The sequence below is a fragment of the Blastocatellia bacterium genome (assembly GCA_035275065.1).
GTDB lineage: Bacteria > Acidobacteriota > Blastocatellia > UBA7656 > UBA7656 > DATENM01.
Genome location: DATENM010000133.1, coordinates 24,269 through 42,070, shown reverse-complemented (window position 1 = coordinate 42,070; position 17,802 = coordinate 24,269). Strand labels below are relative to the sequence as shown.

The 17,802-nt window shown below is 59.4% G+C and carries 11 protein-coding genes; 9 read left to right on the top strand and 2 right to left on the bottom strand.

The genetic code is table 11. The features are described 5' to 3' along the window. Window positions 1–93: 93 nt before the first annotated feature. Together tyrS and VJ464_24780 are read left to right on the top strand one after the other, a co-directional pair. The gene (gene tyrS / locus VJ464_24785) at window positions 94–1,308 is read left to right on the top strand and encodes a tyrosine--tRNA ligase (protein HKQ08360.1); all 1,215 of its coding nucleotides are present in this window, start codon (window positions 94–96) and stop codon (window positions 1,306–1,308) included. Between the two features lie 163 nt (window positions 1,309–1,471). After that, window positions 1,472–3,016: an AarF/ABC1/UbiB kinase family protein gene (locus tag VJ464_24780; protein HKQ08359.1), complete on the top strand. Its 1,545-nt coding sequence runs from the start codon at window positions 1,472–1,474 to the stop codon at window positions 3,014–3,016. 57 nt (window positions 3,017–3,073) lie between these two features. On the opposite strand, the gene VJ464_24775 is transcribed toward VJ464_24780, so the two are convergent. Both VJ464_24775 and VJ464_24770 read right to left on the bottom strand, forming a co-directional pair. Beyond that, on the bottom strand, window positions 3,074–6,697 hold the full coding sequence (locus VJ464_24775) for a glycosyltransferase (protein ID HKQ08358.1): 3,624 nt from the start codon (window positions 6,695–6,697) through the stop codon (window positions 3,074–3,076). Window positions 6,698–6,874: 177 nt separating this feature from the next. Then, window positions 6,875–8,110 carry a hypothetical protein gene (locus VJ464_24770; GenBank protein HKQ08357.1) on the bottom strand — a complete coding sequence of 412 codons (1,236 nt, stop codon included), beginning with the start codon at window positions 8,108–8,110 and terminating at the stop codon, window positions 6,875–6,877. 300 nt (window positions 8,111–8,410) lie between these two features. Between VJ464_24770 and VJ464_24765 the strand changes: the two genes are divergently transcribed. The 7 genes from VJ464_24765 (at window position 8,411) to VJ464_24735 (ending at window position 17,799) form a co-directional block, all read left to right on the top strand. Further along, the gene (locus VJ464_24765) at window positions 8,411–9,502 is read left to right on the top strand and encodes a glycerophosphodiester phosphodiesterase family protein (GenBank protein HKQ08356.1); all 1,092 of its coding nucleotides are present in this window, start codon (window positions 8,411–8,413) and stop codon (window positions 9,500–9,502) included. A gap of 43 nt (window positions 9,503–9,545) precedes the next feature. Further along, window positions 9,546–11,714 carry an IPT/TIG domain-containing protein gene (locus VJ464_24760; protein HKQ08355.1) on the top strand — a complete coding sequence of 723 codons (2,169 nt, stop codon included), beginning with the start codon at window positions 9,546–9,548 and terminating at the stop codon, window positions 11,712–11,714. Window positions 11,715–12,016: 302 nt separating this feature from the next. Continuing rightward, on the top strand, window positions 12,017–13,339 hold the full coding sequence (locus tag VJ464_24755) for a Gfo/Idh/MocA family oxidoreductase (protein ID HKQ08354.1): 1,323 nt from the start codon (window positions 12,017–12,019) through the stop codon (window positions 13,337–13,339). A gap of 125 nt (window positions 13,340–13,464) precedes the next feature. Then, entirely contained in the window at window positions 13,465–14,709 is a 1,245-nt protein-coding gene (locus VJ464_24750; GenBank protein HKQ08353.1) for an HlyD family efflux transporter periplasmic adaptor subunit, read from the top strand. Next, on the top strand, window positions 14,706–15,371 hold the full coding sequence (locus VJ464_24745) for an ABC transporter ATP-binding protein (protein HKQ08352.1): 666 nt from the start codon (window positions 14,706–14,708) through the stop codon (window positions 15,369–15,371). Before VJ464_24750 ends, VJ464_24745 begins: the two co-directional genes overlap by 4 nt. Continuing rightward, a complete protein-coding gene (locus tag VJ464_24740; GenBank protein ID HKQ08351.1) occupies window positions 15,371–16,606 on the top strand; it encodes an ABC transporter permease in 1,236 nt (411 codons plus the stop codon). The genes VJ464_24745 and VJ464_24740 overlap by 1 nt, the downstream gene beginning before the upstream one ends. After that, the gene (locus VJ464_24735) at window positions 16,603–17,799 is read left to right on the top strand and encodes an ABC transporter permease (GenBank protein HKQ08350.1); all 1,197 of its coding nucleotides are present in this window, start codon (window positions 16,603–16,605) and stop codon (window positions 17,797–17,799) included. The genes VJ464_24740 and VJ464_24735 overlap by 4 nt, the downstream gene beginning before the upstream one ends. Window positions 17,800–17,802 lie beyond the last annotated feature (3 nt).

Sequence of the window (17,802 nt, the reverse complement as noted above, 5' to 3'; positions counted from 1 at the left end):
AGGAGTCAGGAGTCAGAATAAGAACCGGAGGCGGAGCCGACTTCCTCTCCCATTCTGTCTTCTGACTCCTGACTCCTGACTTCTTTATAAATTATGACCATTGACGAACAGATCGCCTTCTTAACAAAGGGCACGGTTGATTGCATCTCGGAAGCCGACCTGCGGCGCAAGCTCGCACAGGCCGAGAAGACCGGCAAGCCGCTCAGGGTGAAAGCCGGGTTTGATCCGACCGCGCCCGACCTGCACATCGGCCACACCGTGTTGATTCGCAAGATGCGCCACTTCCAGATGCTTGGCCATCGCGTGATTTTCTTGATCGGCGATTTTACGGGCTTGATCGGTGACCCGACGGGAAGGTCGGCGACGCGCCCGGCGCTGACGCCGGAACAGATACTGGCAAACGCCGAGACCTATAAAGAGCAAGTCTTCAAGCTGCTCGATCCTGAGCTGACCGAGCTAAGGTTCAACAACGAGTGGTTCGCGAAATTCAGCGCGGCGGATTTCATCAAGCTGGCGGCGAAAGCGACCGTCGCGCAGTTGCTCGAACGCGACGAGTTCAAGAAGCGCGTTGACGCGCAGATTCCGATTGGCGTCCACGAGCTGCTCTACCCGCTGGCGCAGGGCTATGACTCGGTGGCGCTTGAAGCCGACGTCGAGCTAGGCGGCACCGACCAGAAAGTCAACCTGCTGATGGCGCGGCAGGTGCAGCAAGGCTACGGCAGCAAAGACCCGCAAGTGGTGATGACGACGCCGCTGCTCGAAGGGCTGGATGGCGTGCGCAAGATGTCGAAGAGCTACGGCAACTACATCGGCATTACCGAAGCGCCGCGCGAGATGTTCGGCAAAGTGATGTCGGTGAGCGACGACCTGATGTGGCGTTACTACGAGCTGCTGACCGACCTACAGCCCGCCGAAATCAATGCGCTGAAAGAGGCCGCCGCGCAAGCCGAGCGCAACCCTCGCGACATCAAGGCCGAGCTGGGCCGGCGCATCGTCGGTGATTTTCATTCCGCCGCCGAGGCGCAGGCGGCGTCGGATGAATTCGACCGCATATTCCGCGGGCATCACGCGCCTGAAGACACTCCGGAAATCGACTTGCCGGCGGGCGCGATCCGTCTGGCCAAGCTGCTGGCTTCGCACAATCTCGCATCATCCGTGTCAGACGCGCAGCGACAGATTCAGCAAGGCAGCGTCCGCGTTGACGGCGAGCGCGTCATTGATGTCAAAGCCGAGATAGGTCAGCAGGCGGGCGAGAGCCTGTTGATTCAGGTCGGCAAGCGCAAGTATCTGCGCGTGACTTTCAAATAGCCTGGGAGCGCGGGCGTCCCGCCCGCCGGTCTGTCGCATGTGAAGCCATGCGGGCGTCCCGCCCGCGCTCCCAGGTCGCCGTCGCCCGCGCCCCCAGGCAGCCGCAGTGTGATAAAATTTTCTTGAGGCAACGTCCGGCAGCTCGAATGCGTATCAACAGTTGATGCAGGAGAACCAATCCAATTTAACCAGGGTCACGGCGGAAACTCCGCCGCCTTCGACGACCGTCATCACCCCTCGCTCAATCACCGTCACGCCGGCAAAGACAGGAGCCGGGACTCCCGACGAGCGCATCGGCATTCGCGGCTACCTGCGCATGCTGCGCATCTTCATCTCGTTCGCCCTGTTCGGCCTGCGCGCTTTCGTCAACTCGCGTGACTGGCTGGGCCGCAAGCGCGAAAAGACCGCCGCCGAGCGACACGAGGAAGGCGCTATGCTGCGCGAAAAGTTCCTCAAGCTCGGCCCGACCTTCATTAAGACCGGGCAGACCCTGGCGACGCGCGCAGACTTGCTGCCCATCGAATACATTCAAGAGCTTTCGGCGCTGCAAGATGAAGTGCCGCCCTTCCCTTCCGAAATCGCCCGCCAGATCGTCGAGTCGGAGCTGCACGTCAAAATCGAAGACATCTTTAAGGACTTCGAGGATCGCCCGGTCGCCGCCGCCTCGCTCGGCCAGGTGCATCGCGGCCAGTTGCGCACGGGCCAGACGGTCGCCATCAAAATGCAACGCCCGAACCTCGCGACGCAGATCGAATTCGACTTGCGCGTGCTGCGGCGCATCGCCCGCTTTGCGGCGCGTTATCCCAATCTGGTTCGCGGCGTCGACTGGCAGGGCACGATTGACGAGTTCCGCGCACACATTTATGAAGAGATGGATTACCGCGCAGAGGTGCGCAACGCCGAAACCTTTCGCCGCAACTTCGAGAAGTGGCCGGACGTCTATGTGCCGCGCATCTACGAGATTTTCTCGTCGTCGCGGGTCATCGTGATGGAGTTCATCGAAGGCTTGAAGGTCACGGAGGTTGAAGCGCTCAGCGCCGCCGGCCGTAATCCGCACGAAGTCGTCAAGCTATTGGCGCGGACTTACCTGAAGCAGTTGCTCGAAGATGGTTTCTTTCACGCCGACCCGCACCCCGGCAACCTGCGCGTCATGCCGGATGGCCGGCTGGCGTTTTTCGATTTCGGCATGGTGGGCCGCTTGCCCGTCGAGTTGCAATCGCAACTGATCAACGCCTTCTTTCACATCGTCGAGCGTGACGTGCCGGGCCTGGTCGAAGATATGGTGCGGCTAGGATTCATCGAGCTATCGCCGGACGAGGAAGCGCGCTTCAAGCCGATCATCGAAGGCTTGTTCGACCGCTACCTGAGCCTGAAGCTGAGAGACGTGAAGTTCAAAGAACTGCTCTTCGACCTGGCGCACGTCATCTACGAGTTCCCTTTCCGCATCCCCGCGAGCTTTACCTACATCGTGCGCGCCATGATGACGCTCGAAGGCATCGGCACGCAGGTTGATCCGAATTTTAATTTCTTCGAAGTCGCCCGCCCCTACGCCAAGCGCTTCATGTTCATGCGCGAGGGCCGCTATCTGCGCTCGATGCTGGTCAACCAGTTAGTGCGCGGCGAAGAAGGCAACATCGAATGGGGCAAGGTCTGGAAGCTCGCCAAGATGGCTTTCAAGTATTACGTGCGCGGCGAGCACAAGTTGTAGGACGCCCCTCGCCACTCCTTCGATTAATGACGTCGATAAGAATATGGCTCTGTTTTTTTAGCTGGGCCACTGGAATTCCAGCCGTCGCGCTACCTCTGACATCCACGCTGGTATCCAGCCATTTCGTTGCTTCACAAATTGTTGCCAGCTAGCCTCCCAATCAGTCTCCACTAGCTCCGCTGGATCAAACTGAGCACACCAAGCAGCCGCACATAACCAATAGGGCTCGCCCATGTTCTTGCTCGCAACTGAACACTCAGCCCACCACAAAAGCACTCTCCGAAAATCTTCATTGCGAGCATCTTGGTTCGCTGCTGTGCAGCCTTCCACGAATGCCGAAAAAAGTAGCATTAGAGCGCGCTGATGAGGAGCCATAAATGTCATTAATTGGTTTAGCTCAGGTTTATCACTGTCGACGCTTTGATTGCATAACCAGGCCAGGAAATCTACAAAGCATGTATTACGGAATAGCTCGGTGGCAAAGCGGTCGGGGTTCTTCAGCGCCAACCGCTTGCGAATCTCCCAAGCCTCGCGGGCATGCTCAAGCGCCTCCTCGTATTGACCACCATCACTCAAATGACCGGCGTAGTTGTTTAATGACCTCGCATAGTCAGGCTCGAAGCGGTCGGGGTTCTTCAGCGCCAACCGCTTGTAAATCTCCCAAGCTTCGCGGTCGCGCTCAAGCGCCTCTTCGTCCTTGCCGGCATTACTCAAATCAAGCGCGTAGTTGCCTAATGCGCCCGCATAGTCAGGTTCAAATCGCTTAGGGTCTTTGAGGGTCAGGCGGTTATAGAGTTCCAGGCCATCCAGACCAACATCGCAAGCCTGCTGGTAATGACCGATGCGGGATAGATGGAGCGCATAAATGGTCAACTCTCGGGCATAGTCAGCCATCCGGTTCAGATCGCCCGGTTTCTTTTCAAATTTATCACGAGATTTCCCAGCCAGATACTCAGATACCATGCAACCCAGTTGAGCGAGTTGTACTGATTCTTCTTTGAATAGCGGAGCCAACAAGCCAGCCGCTTGGCTTTTGCTGACCGGCGACAGACCGACAAACGCCAACTCTGCCAACTCGGGCAAGCGGCTCGCGGTCTCGGTGCTGACTGCCACCACATCCTTGCAACAATGGGAAAACTGGCGTGACAAAGCATCCACCAAGATTTGTTGCAAGTCTGGGCGCTGAGCGGATAGGCGGGCAAGCACTGTCAGTGCATTGCGACGAATGGGTTGAGTTGCTGTATTACTTAAGACTGCGTCGAGAAGCGTGTCAGCATCGGGGCGAAGAAGAGCCTGTGCCACTAAGGCTTCGCCGAGCAGATCGGGACGCAAGGGTTGTAATCCCTGAACTTCGGGGTACAACGTGGCTAAGGCGCGAAACAAAGAATTGAATTCTCCTGTGCTGAGAACTCTTCCTCTTGCTTTGACCCAATACGGCTCGGCAACTTTGGCCGTGGCAAAGCCGCCCGCAAGGGTCGCGAGCGCAAGCAACTGCTCAGCACGTCGCTCAGGTTCCGGCCAATTGAAGTGAGCGAGGACTCCCCGCCAATAACGGCGTTCGTGATTTAAGAGCGCCTTCGTTAGCCCCTGAGCTGTGGTCGGACGCTCACCATATAGCGCTAGAAGCGCAGCCATTTGTACATACAATGGACGCTCAAAGTGGTCGGCGATTAGATCAGGAACGATACCTGGAGCGGTCACGGCGAGAGTCTGCGCAAACGCCTGTAGCGCCGTTGTATAAGCCTTCCTACGATCGTGTTCCGCTGCGTATAGCGCCGGCAGCCGGAAGGGTCCCGTCGTCGCATAACCGCTCAGCAACGCTTCGCACTGAGGATCTTTACTAGGAAGGTTGTCCCACCATTCGCCGCCATCGCGCGCGAGCAACAGCATTCGCACAGATCGGCTGCCAGGATTTTGCAGCGTGGCTTTTAGCAGTGCGAGAAATGCTGTCTGTCGAGTTTCCGCATAGTCAATGACGATCAAGAGCGGCTTGTCTAGCTTGCGCAAATCCTGCCAGTTGGCGGCCATTCGGTTGGCTTCAAGGTTGCTGTCAAGGAAGCCCGCCTGCCAACCTGAGGCGAGCCGCTGCTGACAAACCTCAAGGGCCAATCGGGTCTTACCTTGCCCACCGGCGCCCGTGATTAACCTCACAGACAGTGGCCACTGCGGATCATCTAGCCATTCATTCAGGCGATCAACATCGGGCTCGCGGGCCGGATCAAAAGGCAGCAATGCCTCTTCCGCACGAAGCAACTGGCTGTCAGCCATTCCAGCACCCGCACGCCATTGCCCAACAGGCATACGAAGTGGTCCCTGTTCACCATCAGCGGGCGCAAGTGCAGGAGCGGGCGCAATAGAGTTTGGCGCTTGTGGGAGGTTTTCGGGGGTGATGGCAGGCATGCTGCCTTTTTTCATGTCCCAGCCAAAGGCATTCGCCGCCTTTTCAGCACACGCAGCCCATGTGTTCTTTTCAAGCAGCATTTCTCTCAAAATGCTCGCTTGCTTGCGTGCCTTATTGGGATTATTAGCAATTGCTTTCAGTGCTGTTACTGTCCCGTTTAAGTCATCTGGGTGAATGTACGGCGCGGAGATCGCCCCTTTTACATCGAGAGGATAGACACACCCGGTCCCGGCACCGGGATAATCTTCTTCTAGCAGCCTATATACACCGCTCTGTTTGCTCACAATTAGAGGTACACCGGCAGCGATCGCTTCCCATGCCACCAAGCCAAAGCCCTCATGCCATGAAGGCATCAGGGCCACGCTCGCCCGACTCAGCTCGCGATAGAGTTGTTGGCGATCTTCTGTGTATGGCAAGGCGTGAAGATTGATTACTGCATCGGCGTATCCATAGGCGAATTGTTTTAGCTCGGCCTCTACCTCTCGTGGATTACGCAAGGGAGAGTCAGATGATTGGCCTTCAAAATCGACCCCACGCAAAAGTAGCTTTGGTTGATTACGCAAGGCATCGGGCATCTCGTTTTCACGAGCATCGCGGTGCGCTCTTGCGAATGCAGCGAGGCCGAGATTGCCTTGTTTGATACGGGCCGCATCATCGCTCAACCGGCCACTCAGAAAAGCCACAAAGGTATTAGGTGCATTTTGCGGATCAATTTCTGCAAGACCAGGAATCAGCATGTGAACAGGCTTCCCTTCGCTGATGAGGTCTTTCACTGCATCCCGGAGTAGCGGTCCCACCGCCAAAACCAGGTCGGCATTTTGAAACAGGCGGGCTTGCGTCTCTGTTTTTATCAGTGCTGATTGCGAGTCTTCAGCATAAGACTCATAGTGGTTATAACTCATGTGGTGAATCACAGCCGAACGGCCACCGGCAACCTTTGCCGCCGCAATCGCAGCTTCGCCGGTGATGCGGTCGTGCCCAAGCCACACCGTTTTGTCAGGGTCGAAGTCAATATTGAAGCGCTTGAGTTGTTGAACACCGGCTTCACCATGATCCTGGCCGAACGCTTTGGCGGCAGGGTCATAGGGTAAAGGGACCAGGCGCACATGCCATTTGGAGGCATCTTCGCTGGCCTCTGGAGTGTTGCTAGCGACAATACAAATAATCTGAGTACTCAGGTTGTATGCGGCACCGAACGCAGAAAGAAAATCGGTGTTAAAGCTGTTGATGCCCCCGTGCTTGCTTCCCCATTGCGTGGCGAATGTGACCAGTGTGTACATCGTTTCCCCACACTTCGTTAAAACCTTTGGAAATTACAACTTAAATCGGCTCTGGTCACTTTACGACGAGAGGTCGCCGTTCACAAGCTCTTTCTGAAAGACTCTCGGCGACCACAAGATGTGAGCGTTCGAGCTGTGCTGCTTTCCCGAATTGGTTCGGACTTCGAAGTCGTCCTCTCAATTGCTGAGCACGCCGTAGTAGCGCGCCATCCAGTACGGCAGAAGGTAATCGATGCCGGCAGATTCAATCGTCCCCCCGCCTCCGCCTACCAGATCGAATGGATTCCGCTGCCAGATGAAATCCGTCGTCACCCGATCCGCAACCGCGATGGCTGTGCAAGCGCGCGAGCTGCCGCAGGGGAAATACTTCAAGCGATTGTCCACCCACACGTCGCGCCGCGGTCGCTTGAGCCAGTCTTCCAACAGGCTGCGCGTCTCGGCGTCGCGTTGGCTGTCGGGCTCTTTCAACCCTCGATCTATCATGTTGAAGTAGGCATTCCGGTGGCTATCCAGCGCGCGGCGGAGAACCTTGTAAGCCTTCATGTAGCGCTTGCGGTTCTTCGGCGTGTCTTCGAGCCGGATGAGGTTATAAAGGTTGGCTTCGTCCAGGTTGAACTTAAAATAAGAGCCGTAATCGTCGAGGCATTCAAACGCGATGGGCGTGATAACCGTCGCGGCGTACTGCGCGCGATAGCTCACATAGGGTGATTCGAATTGCTCTGGATTGACCCGCCGGCCCACTTGAAGAAAGCTCAACTGCTGATCGGGCCGGCCCCAGAAAATCGTGCTGACCGAGTGATCCGGCATGACGACGGCCCAGTTGTTATTGAGCAGGAATGCGAGCAGCGCCGTCACTTCGGTTTGAATAAAGGCGCGGACTGCCGTGTCTTCGACCATGTCATAAGCGACGCCGAGGCCGAAGAAGACGCCGGTGTACTGATCGCGCGACGTGTGACCTACCCAACTGTAGCTATGGCCGTCAACCATGCCGTTATAAATTCCGTGGCCCGCCTCTTCGTGCGTGATGGATGAAGCAAACGCCCAGTCGGTCGGCACCAGACAGCGTGCAAGCAGATCGGTTCCAGTGACAACGCGCAGCGAGCGGATACCGCGCAGCGCCGCCCATACATTGGCCAGGGCGTCGGCTGAAGCGGTCACTTTATAGCGGAAAGCTTCGGCAGCCAGGTAATGCCCCGTCCAGGTCGCCGAGTCGCCGCCTCGCGTATAGCTGACGATTTCGTTGCTGGTGCGCGAGGCGAAGATCGGATCGATGATCGTGCCGTTGGGCATGTGGCGTTGGCGAATCGTGTTCGAGATGGCGATGGCGTCTGCTTCCGCGCCGCGGACCGGGAGGGCCGCGATGTTGATGATCATCAGGATGCCGGCGAATGCGGATTTAAGTTTGGGCTTCACCTTTAGCCTCTTTGCTCGATGGTTGATTCAAGACAGACGATGATGACTTTTCCCGACGGTGACTCGTGGCAGTCCAGAGACCGGTGACGCAACGCGTCATCCGGCAAGTCGAATCGGCAATCGTTTCGCTGGTGGGGCCATACTAACAACCCTCGAACGGGCGTGTCTAGCGCCAATGCCAGGCCGTCCTGCCGTGTTAACCCATCAAGTCAAACTTTTTTTAAATCGCATGGCGGGTTTGCGCCGCGGAATCCGATTACCTTAGCGGGATGCCGAAATGGCTGCCGGCGAAGGTCCGTTTTGTCGCAATCGGGCGGCTGGCAAAGGATACCGGGCATGAGACATTCAACGACCCGTTTGCGGCGCACAACCCTTCTTGTGCGTACAACAATTCGATCACGAATCGCCTCCGTTCTCACCCTTGCCGTGATTGGCCTTACGTTGCCAATCGTATGCGCGGCTCTGACGCCGTCGGCGGCAACTCGAAAAGGCGCAGCTCGCGGACGTGCGACCTTGAACGGCGCGCGGACGTTAATCATCGCTCACCGTGGCGGCGCATCCGAAGCGCCGGAAAACACGATGTTGGCTTTTCGTCGAGCCTTGCGCCTGGGCGTTGACGGAATCGAAACCGATGTGCGGCTAACCCGTGATCACAAGCTCGTGCTTTACCACGACGCCCGGCCCGGGCGCGTTGAGAGCGGACGGCGGGACGCGACCTGCGACCTCAGCGAATTGCTGGAGGTTTTTCAATCCGAGCCCCAGGTTGCAGGTGACCACCAGGCGCTTGTCGAAACCACGCTTGCACTGGTCCAGAACCTCGTGGGCGACACCCGCACACCGCTGGTCTCTGACCTGACTTACTCAGAGTTGTTAGCGAAACGGAATGCATGCGCCGAGAAGGATTTCGGCGGCCCCGCGATTCTCACGCTCGGCGACCTGTTCGATCAAGTGCCCGCCGGGCTGATCGACCTGGACATCAAGCCATGCAAGCAACTCGATGAATTGATAACCGAGGTAATTGGTGTGTTGCGTGGCGTCGGCGATCTTGATCGCATAATCGTCGAGCCGCCCGACCTCGCCTCGGCCCAAAGGCTTCGAGCCGCGCTCGGCCCTCGGCTCAAATTACAGATCAAGCTGCTGGGGCTCGATTTCACAGGGGATTCCGCCGCCGCGCTTGAGCGCGCACTGGCGCTGAAACCCCATTCGATCTCGGTGCCCTATTCGATGGTGACCGGGCAGCTCGTCGAGCGGGCACACCGTATAGGCGTGCAGGTTTGGGCGTGGACGGTTGACGCGCAAACAGCCGCTCAGCAGATGCAGCGGTTAGGGGTTGATGCAATCAAGACAGACTCGCCGGCGGCGCTGATCGAAGCGCACCCCGCGAGCCGTTGAAGGAACCGGCTCAGCAATCTTCTAAAAAAAAGGAGCGCATATCATGATCGAGCATGTTCAAAGATCGGCCCGCCGCCGGACAGCCCAGGCCGCGCGTGTTTTCATCTCTCTGGTTGCCGTGTGTCTATTCTTCGGTTTGTTGCAGCCGGTCTTCACAAGCGCGCATGGCCGGTCTGAACAATCTGCCAAAGAGGCAAGCCAACAACAGAAAGTTCATGCGGCGGCCGCTAATCCCGGCGACCTCGACGCGACGTTTGGAACCGGCGGCAAAGTCACGACCGATTTTGCGGGGAACCGCGACCAGGGCTTTGCGCTGGCGCTCCAGTCCGACGGCAAGGTTGTCGTCGCCGGCACGGCGATAATCAACGAAGCGCAACAGGCCGATTTTGCGTTGTCTCGCTATAACGCCAACGGCACGCTCGACACCAGCTTTGGCACCGGCGGCAAAGTGACCACAGACTTCGGCGGCAACGATCAAGCGGTTGCGGTGGCGATTCAGTCTGACGGCAAGATCGTCGTCGCCGGGGGCACTTGCTCGGACTCGGGGCGCGGCTGCACCACCTTCGCCGATGGCGGCTTTGACTTTCTCGTCGCGCGCTACAATGCCAATGGCACGCTCGACACGACTTTCGGCAGCGGCGGCAGAGTCGTCACCGATTTCAACGGCGGCATTGACGTCGCCACCTCATTAGTCATTCAAAGCGACGGGCGCATCGTTGTTGGCGGCACCGCTTGCCAGAATAATAATGGCCAGTGCGTTTTTACCAGCGGCTTTGACAACGGCGTGCAGTTTGCGCTCGCGCGTTATATGCCGAATGGCAGTCTCGATGCGACATTTGGAGCGGGCGGCAAGGTCAACACCAAAGTGTTGCTCTTTGGGTCTATCGTCGCGCTGGCCTTGCAACCGGACGGGAAGATACTGGCCGGCGGCCTGGCATTTTTGCCGCGAGGCGATTCGGATTTCATGCTGGTTCGTTATCAGGCGAACGGCTCGCTCGACACCACCTTCGGAACCGGCGGAATGGTCAATGTTGATTTCAACACCGACAGCTCAGCAGACGGACGCGAGGACGCGATTACGGCACTTGCCATTCAGCCGGACGGCAAGATCGTTGCCGCGGGGGCGAGCGAGAGTGCTGCCAGCCCGCATTTCTTCGACTTCTCGGTTGCCCGATTCAACCCGAATGGCAGCCTGGATGCTTCTTTCGGGAGCGGCGGCAAGGTGACGACCGATCTTGCCGGTAACAGCAATCAGGTCGGGTCTGGAGGCAGCGATCAGGCGGGGTCGGTGATGATCCAACCGGACGGCAAAATCCTGGTGGGCGGGGTCGCCGGCGGTGAAGTCTACATGAGTGCGACCTCTTCGACGGCCCTGGTCGTCAACGACAGCGCCGAGGCTCCTGGAGCCGATTTCGGGCTGGTCAGGTACAACACCAACGGCACGCTGGATACGACCTTTGGCAGCAACGGCATCGTCAGGACAGACTTCTTCGGGGCCAGCGACGCCGGCAGGTTTTTGCTCCAGCCGGATGGCCGGGTGGTAGCGGCGGGCTTTGCGCGGCGGTCGTTCACAGCGCCGAGTAAGCAACAACGGCCTGCGACTCTGGCCGGCAGGGCTTTGTATATGTGGATGTCGGCGCTGACGGATGCGCAGGCCGATGCCGATTTTGCGCTCGCCCGCTACGAGGCCAAGGCGGTGAATGTGAATGCGCCGACTATCACCGGCATCAGTCCCAATTCCGGCTCAACCAATGGCGGCACCAGCGTGACGATCACCGGGACGAAATTCGCGACCGGCGCAACCGTCACTATTGGCGGCGTTGCTGCCACCAATGTTGTCCGCGTCAGCGATACACAGATCACCGCCACTACGCCGGCTCACGCGGCGGGCGCGGTGAGCGTCACCGTCACCAACGCCAACGGTGATTCGGGCGTCTTGCCGCAGGGCTTCACCTACATCGCGCCGCCGGTCCCTGTCATTATCAGCGTCACTCGGCAGGGCAAGAACCTCGTCGTCGTCGGCCAAAATTTCGACAGCGGCTCGGCGATCTATCTCAACGGCGAGCGTCGCAAGACCATCCACGATGATCAAGACCCGACGACACTGATCGGCAAAAAGGTCGGCAAAGTCGTACAACTCGGCGACAAGGTGAAGGTGCGAAACTCTGACGGCACGGAGTCCGCTGAAGTCACCTACAATCCCACGCAGTAGCTGAGCCAGGTAAGAGGACTTCAGCCTGCCGGCATCTTCCGGCAGGCTGAAGTCCGGCAAGCCCTTCATCCCCCCTCGGTATCTCCGGCCGTGTTCTAATCAGTGCCTGGCAGCCTTGATTCCCGCTCTTCTCGCATCCCTACAGGGCAAGCCAGCATACAGGCTGCGGCGGCGCTTGAAGTCACCACCTCGATATGTCATAAATGACGCGCCTGCTATCTTGATTCATCGGCAACCATCTTGTGCGTAAGCTTCAAACGGGCGCGGCGCTCAATCGTCGCCGCGGCCTGAGGGAGAAGACCATGTCTGACAATAGATTCAATCGCAGAGATTTTGTTAAGACGGCAGTCGGCGCCGGCCTTGCCGTAAGCGCGCTTGGCCCGGCGGTGCGCGGGCACATCCTCGGCTCTAATGATCGGATCAACATCGGCTTGATCGGCGTCGGTGGGCGCGGGCGCAGCCTTCTGGAATGGGCCATGAAGACGGGCCAGCAAGAGACAACGCCCGCCACAGTCGTGGCCGTCGCTGACGTCTACGGCAAGCGGCTGAGATCGGCAAAAGAGACCGCGAAGTGCGACGGCTATCTGGATTATCGCGAGCTGCTGCAACGCAAAGACATTGATGCGGTGATCATCGCGACGCCCGATCACTGGCATGCGCCAATGGCCATTGAAGCGCTGAACAGCGGCAAAGATGTTTATCTCGAAAAGCCGATGACGCACACCGTCGAAGAAGCGAAAGTGGTTTATGAAACAGTTAAGAAGACCGGGCGCATCTTGCAAGTCGGCTCGCAGACGACAAGCTCTGACCAGTGGTGGAAGGCGCGCAAGGCAATCCAGGACGGAATGATCGGCAAGCTCTTAATGAGCCAGGGTTCCTACCATCGCAACTCGACGGAAGGCGAGTGGAACTGGCGCATTGATCCAACCGCCGGGCCGGACGCCAAAGGGGATGATTTCATCGACTGGAAGATGTGGCTCGGCTCCGCGCCGAAGCGCCCGTTCAACGCCGACCGCTTTTTCCGTTTCCGCAAGTACTGGGACTATTCGGGGGGCATCGCGACCGACCTTTTCTATCACGTCATGGCGCCGCTCAACATTTGCTGGGGCGAAGCGCAGTTCCCTTATCGGGTGGTCGGCACCGGCGGAACTTATGTCTTCAAGGATGAGCGCGAAGTGCCCGACACGTTTATGCTGGTGGCCGATTACTCGCAGGGGCATTCGGTCGTCCTCAGCTCCTCGATGGCCAACGACACGCACATCCCCGGCCTGATTCGCGGCCACGAAGGAACGATCATGATGGTGCCGGGCGGCCAGTTCGAAGGCCGCGTCGATTACATCACCGCGACGCCGCAGCGCATCGCCAAGCAAAAATTCAAAGACAAATACGGCACGATTGAGATGATGATTGAAACCGAGCCGCGCCAGTCACACATGGAAAACTGGTTGAGCTGCATCAAGACGCGGCAGACGCCTGTGCTGGATGCGCTGACCGCCTATAAGGCGATGGTCACCATCGGCATGAGCGTGCAGTCGTATCGCGAAGGCCGCGTGCTCTTTTTCGATGAAGCGAAGCAGAAAGTCGTCCACGAGCCGCCCGGCGCCGGAGGCACCGCAAGGGCTTAAATAGCTGAAAGCAACGCCCCGGGCTCACGAAAGCGGACGAAGGTGTCCGAGAACGCACAGTCAGAAACTCGAATACGGGGAAAAACGCGCCCGCTGGCGGCACCACGTTTGCCCTATGGTCCGCTATGGACCGAACAATTGATCCGAGTGTTAGAAGGCGGCAGATTGTGCGGCGTGTGGCGACGGCGCTCGGCCTCGTCGCCGTCATCGCGGGCGCATGGGTGTGGGCCTCGGCGTGGGCCCGGCCCTCTGTTTCACGCTCGCGCATTCGCACGGCTGCCATAGATCGTGGGCCGATTGAGGCCAGCATCACGGCTTCGGGGACGGTGGTGCCCGAGTTCGAACAGATCCTCTCCTCGCCGATTGACGCGCGGATCATCCGTGTACTTAAGCGGCCCGGCGCCGTTCTCGCGAAAGGCGACTCTATCCTTCAGCTCGACGTTAGCGAATCCGTCCTGGCGCTCGAACGATTTGATCAGGATATCGCCATCAAGCGCAACGACCAGCTTAAGACGAAGCTTGAGCTCGACAAGACGCTCTCGGACCTCAAAACTCAGTCCGACATCAAGCGGCTGGAATTCCAGTCCTTCAAGTCAAAATCGGCCCAGAACCGCAAGCTCTTCCAACAGGGCCTCTTATCGGAGGAGGCGCTGCGCCAATCGGAACTCAACGAGTCAACCGCCTCGCTCCAGCTCCAGCAAATCGAGGCCGACAAGCGCAACGCCGCGCAGACGAACCGGGCCCGCATTGACGGCCTCGGCCTCGAGATGGAGAAGCTCCAGAAGGAGCGTGCCGAAGTGCAGCGGAAACTCGACCTGGCGACGACCCGCGCCGACCGCGAGGGCGTCCTCACGTGGGTCGTCGAGCAGGAGGGCTCGACCGTCCAGAAAGGGGCCGTGATCGCCAAGATCGCCGACCTCAGTTCGTTCCGCATCGAGGCGACCATCTCCGATGTCCACGCAGGCCGGCTCGCGGTCGGACTCCCTGTGAAGGTTCGCGTCAACGAGCGGGAATTGCGGGGAACGATCTCGAACATTCTGCCGACGATCAAGGACGGCATCATCACAGTGGGCGTGAGCCTCGACGATAAGGCGAGCGGCCTGCTGCGCTCGAACCTGCGCGTCGAAGTCCTCATCGTCACCGACCGCAAGGACTCGGCCCTTCGCGCCCGCAAGGGCCCCTTCGCTCAGGGCGAGGGCGTGCGCGAAGTGTTCGTCGTGCGCGGCGACCGCCTCGTTAAGACGAGCGTCCGGCTTGGGGTCGCCAGCTTCGACTCCTACGAAGTCGTCGAGGGCCTCGTCGAGGGCGACGAAGTCGTGATCTCGGACATGACCGACTACCTGTATGCAAAGGAAGTAACCCTAAAATGATTCAGCTTGAGAACATCGAAAAAGTTTACCGAACCGAGCGCATCGAGACGGTGGCGCTCTCGAACGTCAACGTTGGCATTGACGAAGGCGAGTTCGTATCCATCATGGGGCCGTCGGGCTCGGGCAAGAGTACGCTCCTGAACGTCATCGGACTGCTCGACGTGCCGACGGGCGGCAAGGTCACGCTTAACGGCAAGCGCATCACTTCCTACGGCGACCGTCACCTGGCGCATGTGCGCAACGAGGAGATCGGCTTCATCTTCCAGACCTTCCACCTGATCAGCGACCTGCGCGTCGTCGATAATGTCGAGATCCCGCTCCTCTACCGCCGGATGTCTGGCAAGGAGCGCCGCAAGCGCGCGCTCTCGGCACTCGACAAGGTCGGCCTCTCCTCGCGCGTACACCACTTCCCATCGCAGCTCTCGGGCGGGCAGCAGCAGCGCGTCGCCATCGCGCGGGCTATCGTCGGGGGGCCAAAAATCCTGCTCGCCGACGAGCCGACCGGCAACCTCGACTCGCAGATGGGCGACGAGATCATAGACATCCTCAAGGAGCTCAACGAGCGCCACAAGACGACGGTCGTGATGGTCACGCATGACCCCCGGCAGGCTGAGAAGACCGGCCGCACCATCCGCCTCTTCGACGGCCGGCAGGTGAACTGATGCTCAAGAACTACATCAAAATCGCTTTCAAGGTGCTGCGGCGGCGCAAGTTCTTCACCTTCATCAGCCTCTTCGCCATCAGCTTCACGCTCGTCGTGCTAATGGTGGTGACGGCGATCTTCGACCACTCTTTCGGGCCGCTGGCGCCCGAGACCCGGGCTGACCGGACGCTGGGCGTCTTCAGCTTTAAGCTCAGAGGCAAGCTCGGTACAAAGAGCGGCTCGGCGGGCTACCTGTTCCTCGACCGCTACGTCCGCACGCTCCCGGATGTCGAGCGCGTCTCCGTCTTCAGCACCAGCTCGCCTGTGGCCGCGTACCAGACGGGCGAGAAGGTCCCGCTAAATCTCCGCTACACGGACGGCAATTACTGGAAGATCCTTGACTTCTCTTTTATAGAGGGCGGCCCATTGACAGACGAAGATGACCGGAACGCCAACCCCGTGGTCGTCATCAATGAGGCCACGCGAGGGAAACTCTTCGGCGGACAGCCGGCCGTCGGCAAGACCCTGGAGATCAATAATCAGCGCTTCCGTGTCGCAGGGGTCGTGCGCAACGTCTCGGCCGGCCGGTTCGTGCCGTTTTCCGACGTCTGGGCGCCAATCGGCGCGCAGAAATCCGACGCCTACAAAACCCAGATCTTCGGCGGCTTCGACGCCATCATTCTGGCGCGCAGCTCCGACGATTTCCCGGCCATCAAGGCCGAGTTCGCCTCGCGTGTCGCCCAGATGGAGGTGCCCGACCCGCAGTTCAACGAGGTCGTCTGCCGGGCCGAGACCTACTTCGAGTCGGTTTCGCGCCAGATGTTCGGCGGCGACGACGGCGGCCGTCCGGCCTTCTTGATCGGCATCATCATGCTGGGGATGGCGCTGTTTATGCTGCTGCCGGCCGTCAATCTGGTCAACATCAACGTCAGCCGGATTATGGAGCGCGCTTCGGAGATCGGTGTGCGTAAGGCGTTCGGCGCCTCGTCCTGGACTCTGGTGGGACAGTTCGTGGTCGAGAACGTCATCCTGACGTTGGTGGGCGGCCTGATCGGCTTTCTGATCGCGTGGGGAGTCCTGCGGGTGATCACGGCAAACGATCTGATTCAGTATGCCGACCTGCACATGAACTTCCGCGTCTTTATCTATGGCATGGGGCTGGCGCTGTTCTTCGGCCTGGTCTCGGGCGTCTATCCGGCCTGGAGGATGTCGAGGCTCAACCCCGTCCAGGCACTTAAGGGGGCATCGCGATGACCAAACACCTGCTCAGGCTTGTCTGGAACCGCAAGCGGTCGAACTTCCTGATTACGGTCGAGATCGTTCTCTCATTCCTGGTCCTCTTCCTGGTCATGTCGCTGGCGGTCTCCTACGGTCGCAACTACGTTCAGCCGCTTGGCTTCCAGTACGATCATGTCTGGCGCATAGACGTCAACATGGGGGGCGAGGGCGATGACGTGTGGACGCCCGAGATGAAGGCGACCTCGGATCAGGTGCTTCTCGCGCTCAGGGCCTACGACCAGATCGAGGCGGTGGCTGGCGTTCAGGTGGCGCCGTTCTCGATTGGGGGGATACACGGCATGACGCACACGAACGGCCACGATATCGAACACGACGCCAACGAGGTGACCGACGACTTCGCGAACGTCATGCGCCTGGACCTGGTCCGAGGGCGCTGGTTCCAGCGGGACGACGATACGGCGAGCTTCGAGCCGGTCGTGATTAACCAGCGGATGGCCCGCGAGCTGTTCGGCGACGAAGAGCCAATCGGCAAGGAGATGAGTCCTCGCCAGGAGGACAGGCTCGCCCGCCGCGTTGTCGGCGTCGTCTCGGAGTATCGCGAGGACAGTGTCTTCCAGGCCCCTGACAACTACCTTTTCTACCGCAAGCAGATGGGAACGGCGAAAGACAGGCCGCCCCAGAGTTTCATCATCAGGCTCAAGCCCGGAACCCCCGCGGCCTTTGAAAACGAGCTGCAAGAGAAGCTCGGGGCCGTGGCCCGCGGCTGGACCTTCGACATCCAGTCGCTCGAAGCGGCGCGGCAGCGGGCCGAGCGCATGATCATCCAGCCGCTGGTGATTGCTGGTCTGGTGGCCGCTTTCCTGATCCTGATGGTTGGGCTCGGGCTGACAGGAGTGCTATGGCAGAACGTGACGCAGCGGCGGGGCGAGATCGGCCTCAGGCGCGCGAACGGCGCAACGGCTCGGGGTGTCTGCCTGCAAATCCTCGGCGAGCTGACGCTCGTCACGACGACCGGGCTGGCGATTGGCTCGGCCATCGTCATCCAGCTGTTCGTGATCGGCGCGTCGTCGTGGATCGATAAGCAGGTCTTCGCCGGGAGCCTGGCGGCGTCTATCGCGCTGATCTACCTGCTGACGATCCTCTGCGGGCTCTATCCCAGTCTGCTCGCGACGCGCATACACCCGGCCGAGGCGCTCCATTATGAATAAAGG

Coding starts and splice junctions, on each gene's coding strand:
- VJ464_24760 (HKQ08355.1), top strand. CDS start 9,546: ATGATCGAGCATGTTCAAAGATCGGCCCGCCGCCGGACAGCCCAGGCC.
- VJ464_24780 (HKQ08359.1), top strand. CDS start 1,472: ATGCAGGAGAACCAATCCAATTTAACCAGGGTCACGGCGGAAACTCCG.
- VJ464_24740 (HKQ08351.1), top strand. CDS start 15,371: ATGCTCAAGAACTACATCAAAATCGCTTTCAAGGTGCTGCGGCGGCGC.
- VJ464_24735 (HKQ08350.1), top strand. CDS start 16,603: ATGACCAAACACCTGCTCAGGCTTGTCTGGAACCGCAAGCGGTCGAAC.
- VJ464_24745 (HKQ08352.1), top strand. CDS start 14,706: ATGATTCAGCTTGAGAACATCGAAAAAGTTTACCGAACCGAGCGCATC.
- VJ464_24750 (HKQ08353.1), top strand. CDS start 13,465: ATGGACCGAACAATTGATCCGAGTGTTAGAAGGCGGCAGATTGTGCGG.
- VJ464_24775 (HKQ08358.1), bottom strand. CDS start 6,697: ATGTACACACTGGTCACATTCGCCACGCAATGGGGAAGCAAGCACGGG.
- VJ464_24755 (HKQ08354.1), top strand. CDS start 12,017: ATGTCTGACAATAGATTCAATCGCAGAGATTTTGTTAAGACGGCAGTC.
- tyrS (HKQ08360.1), top strand. CDS start 94: ATGACCATTGACGAACAGATCGCCTTCTTAACAAAGGGCACGGTTGAT.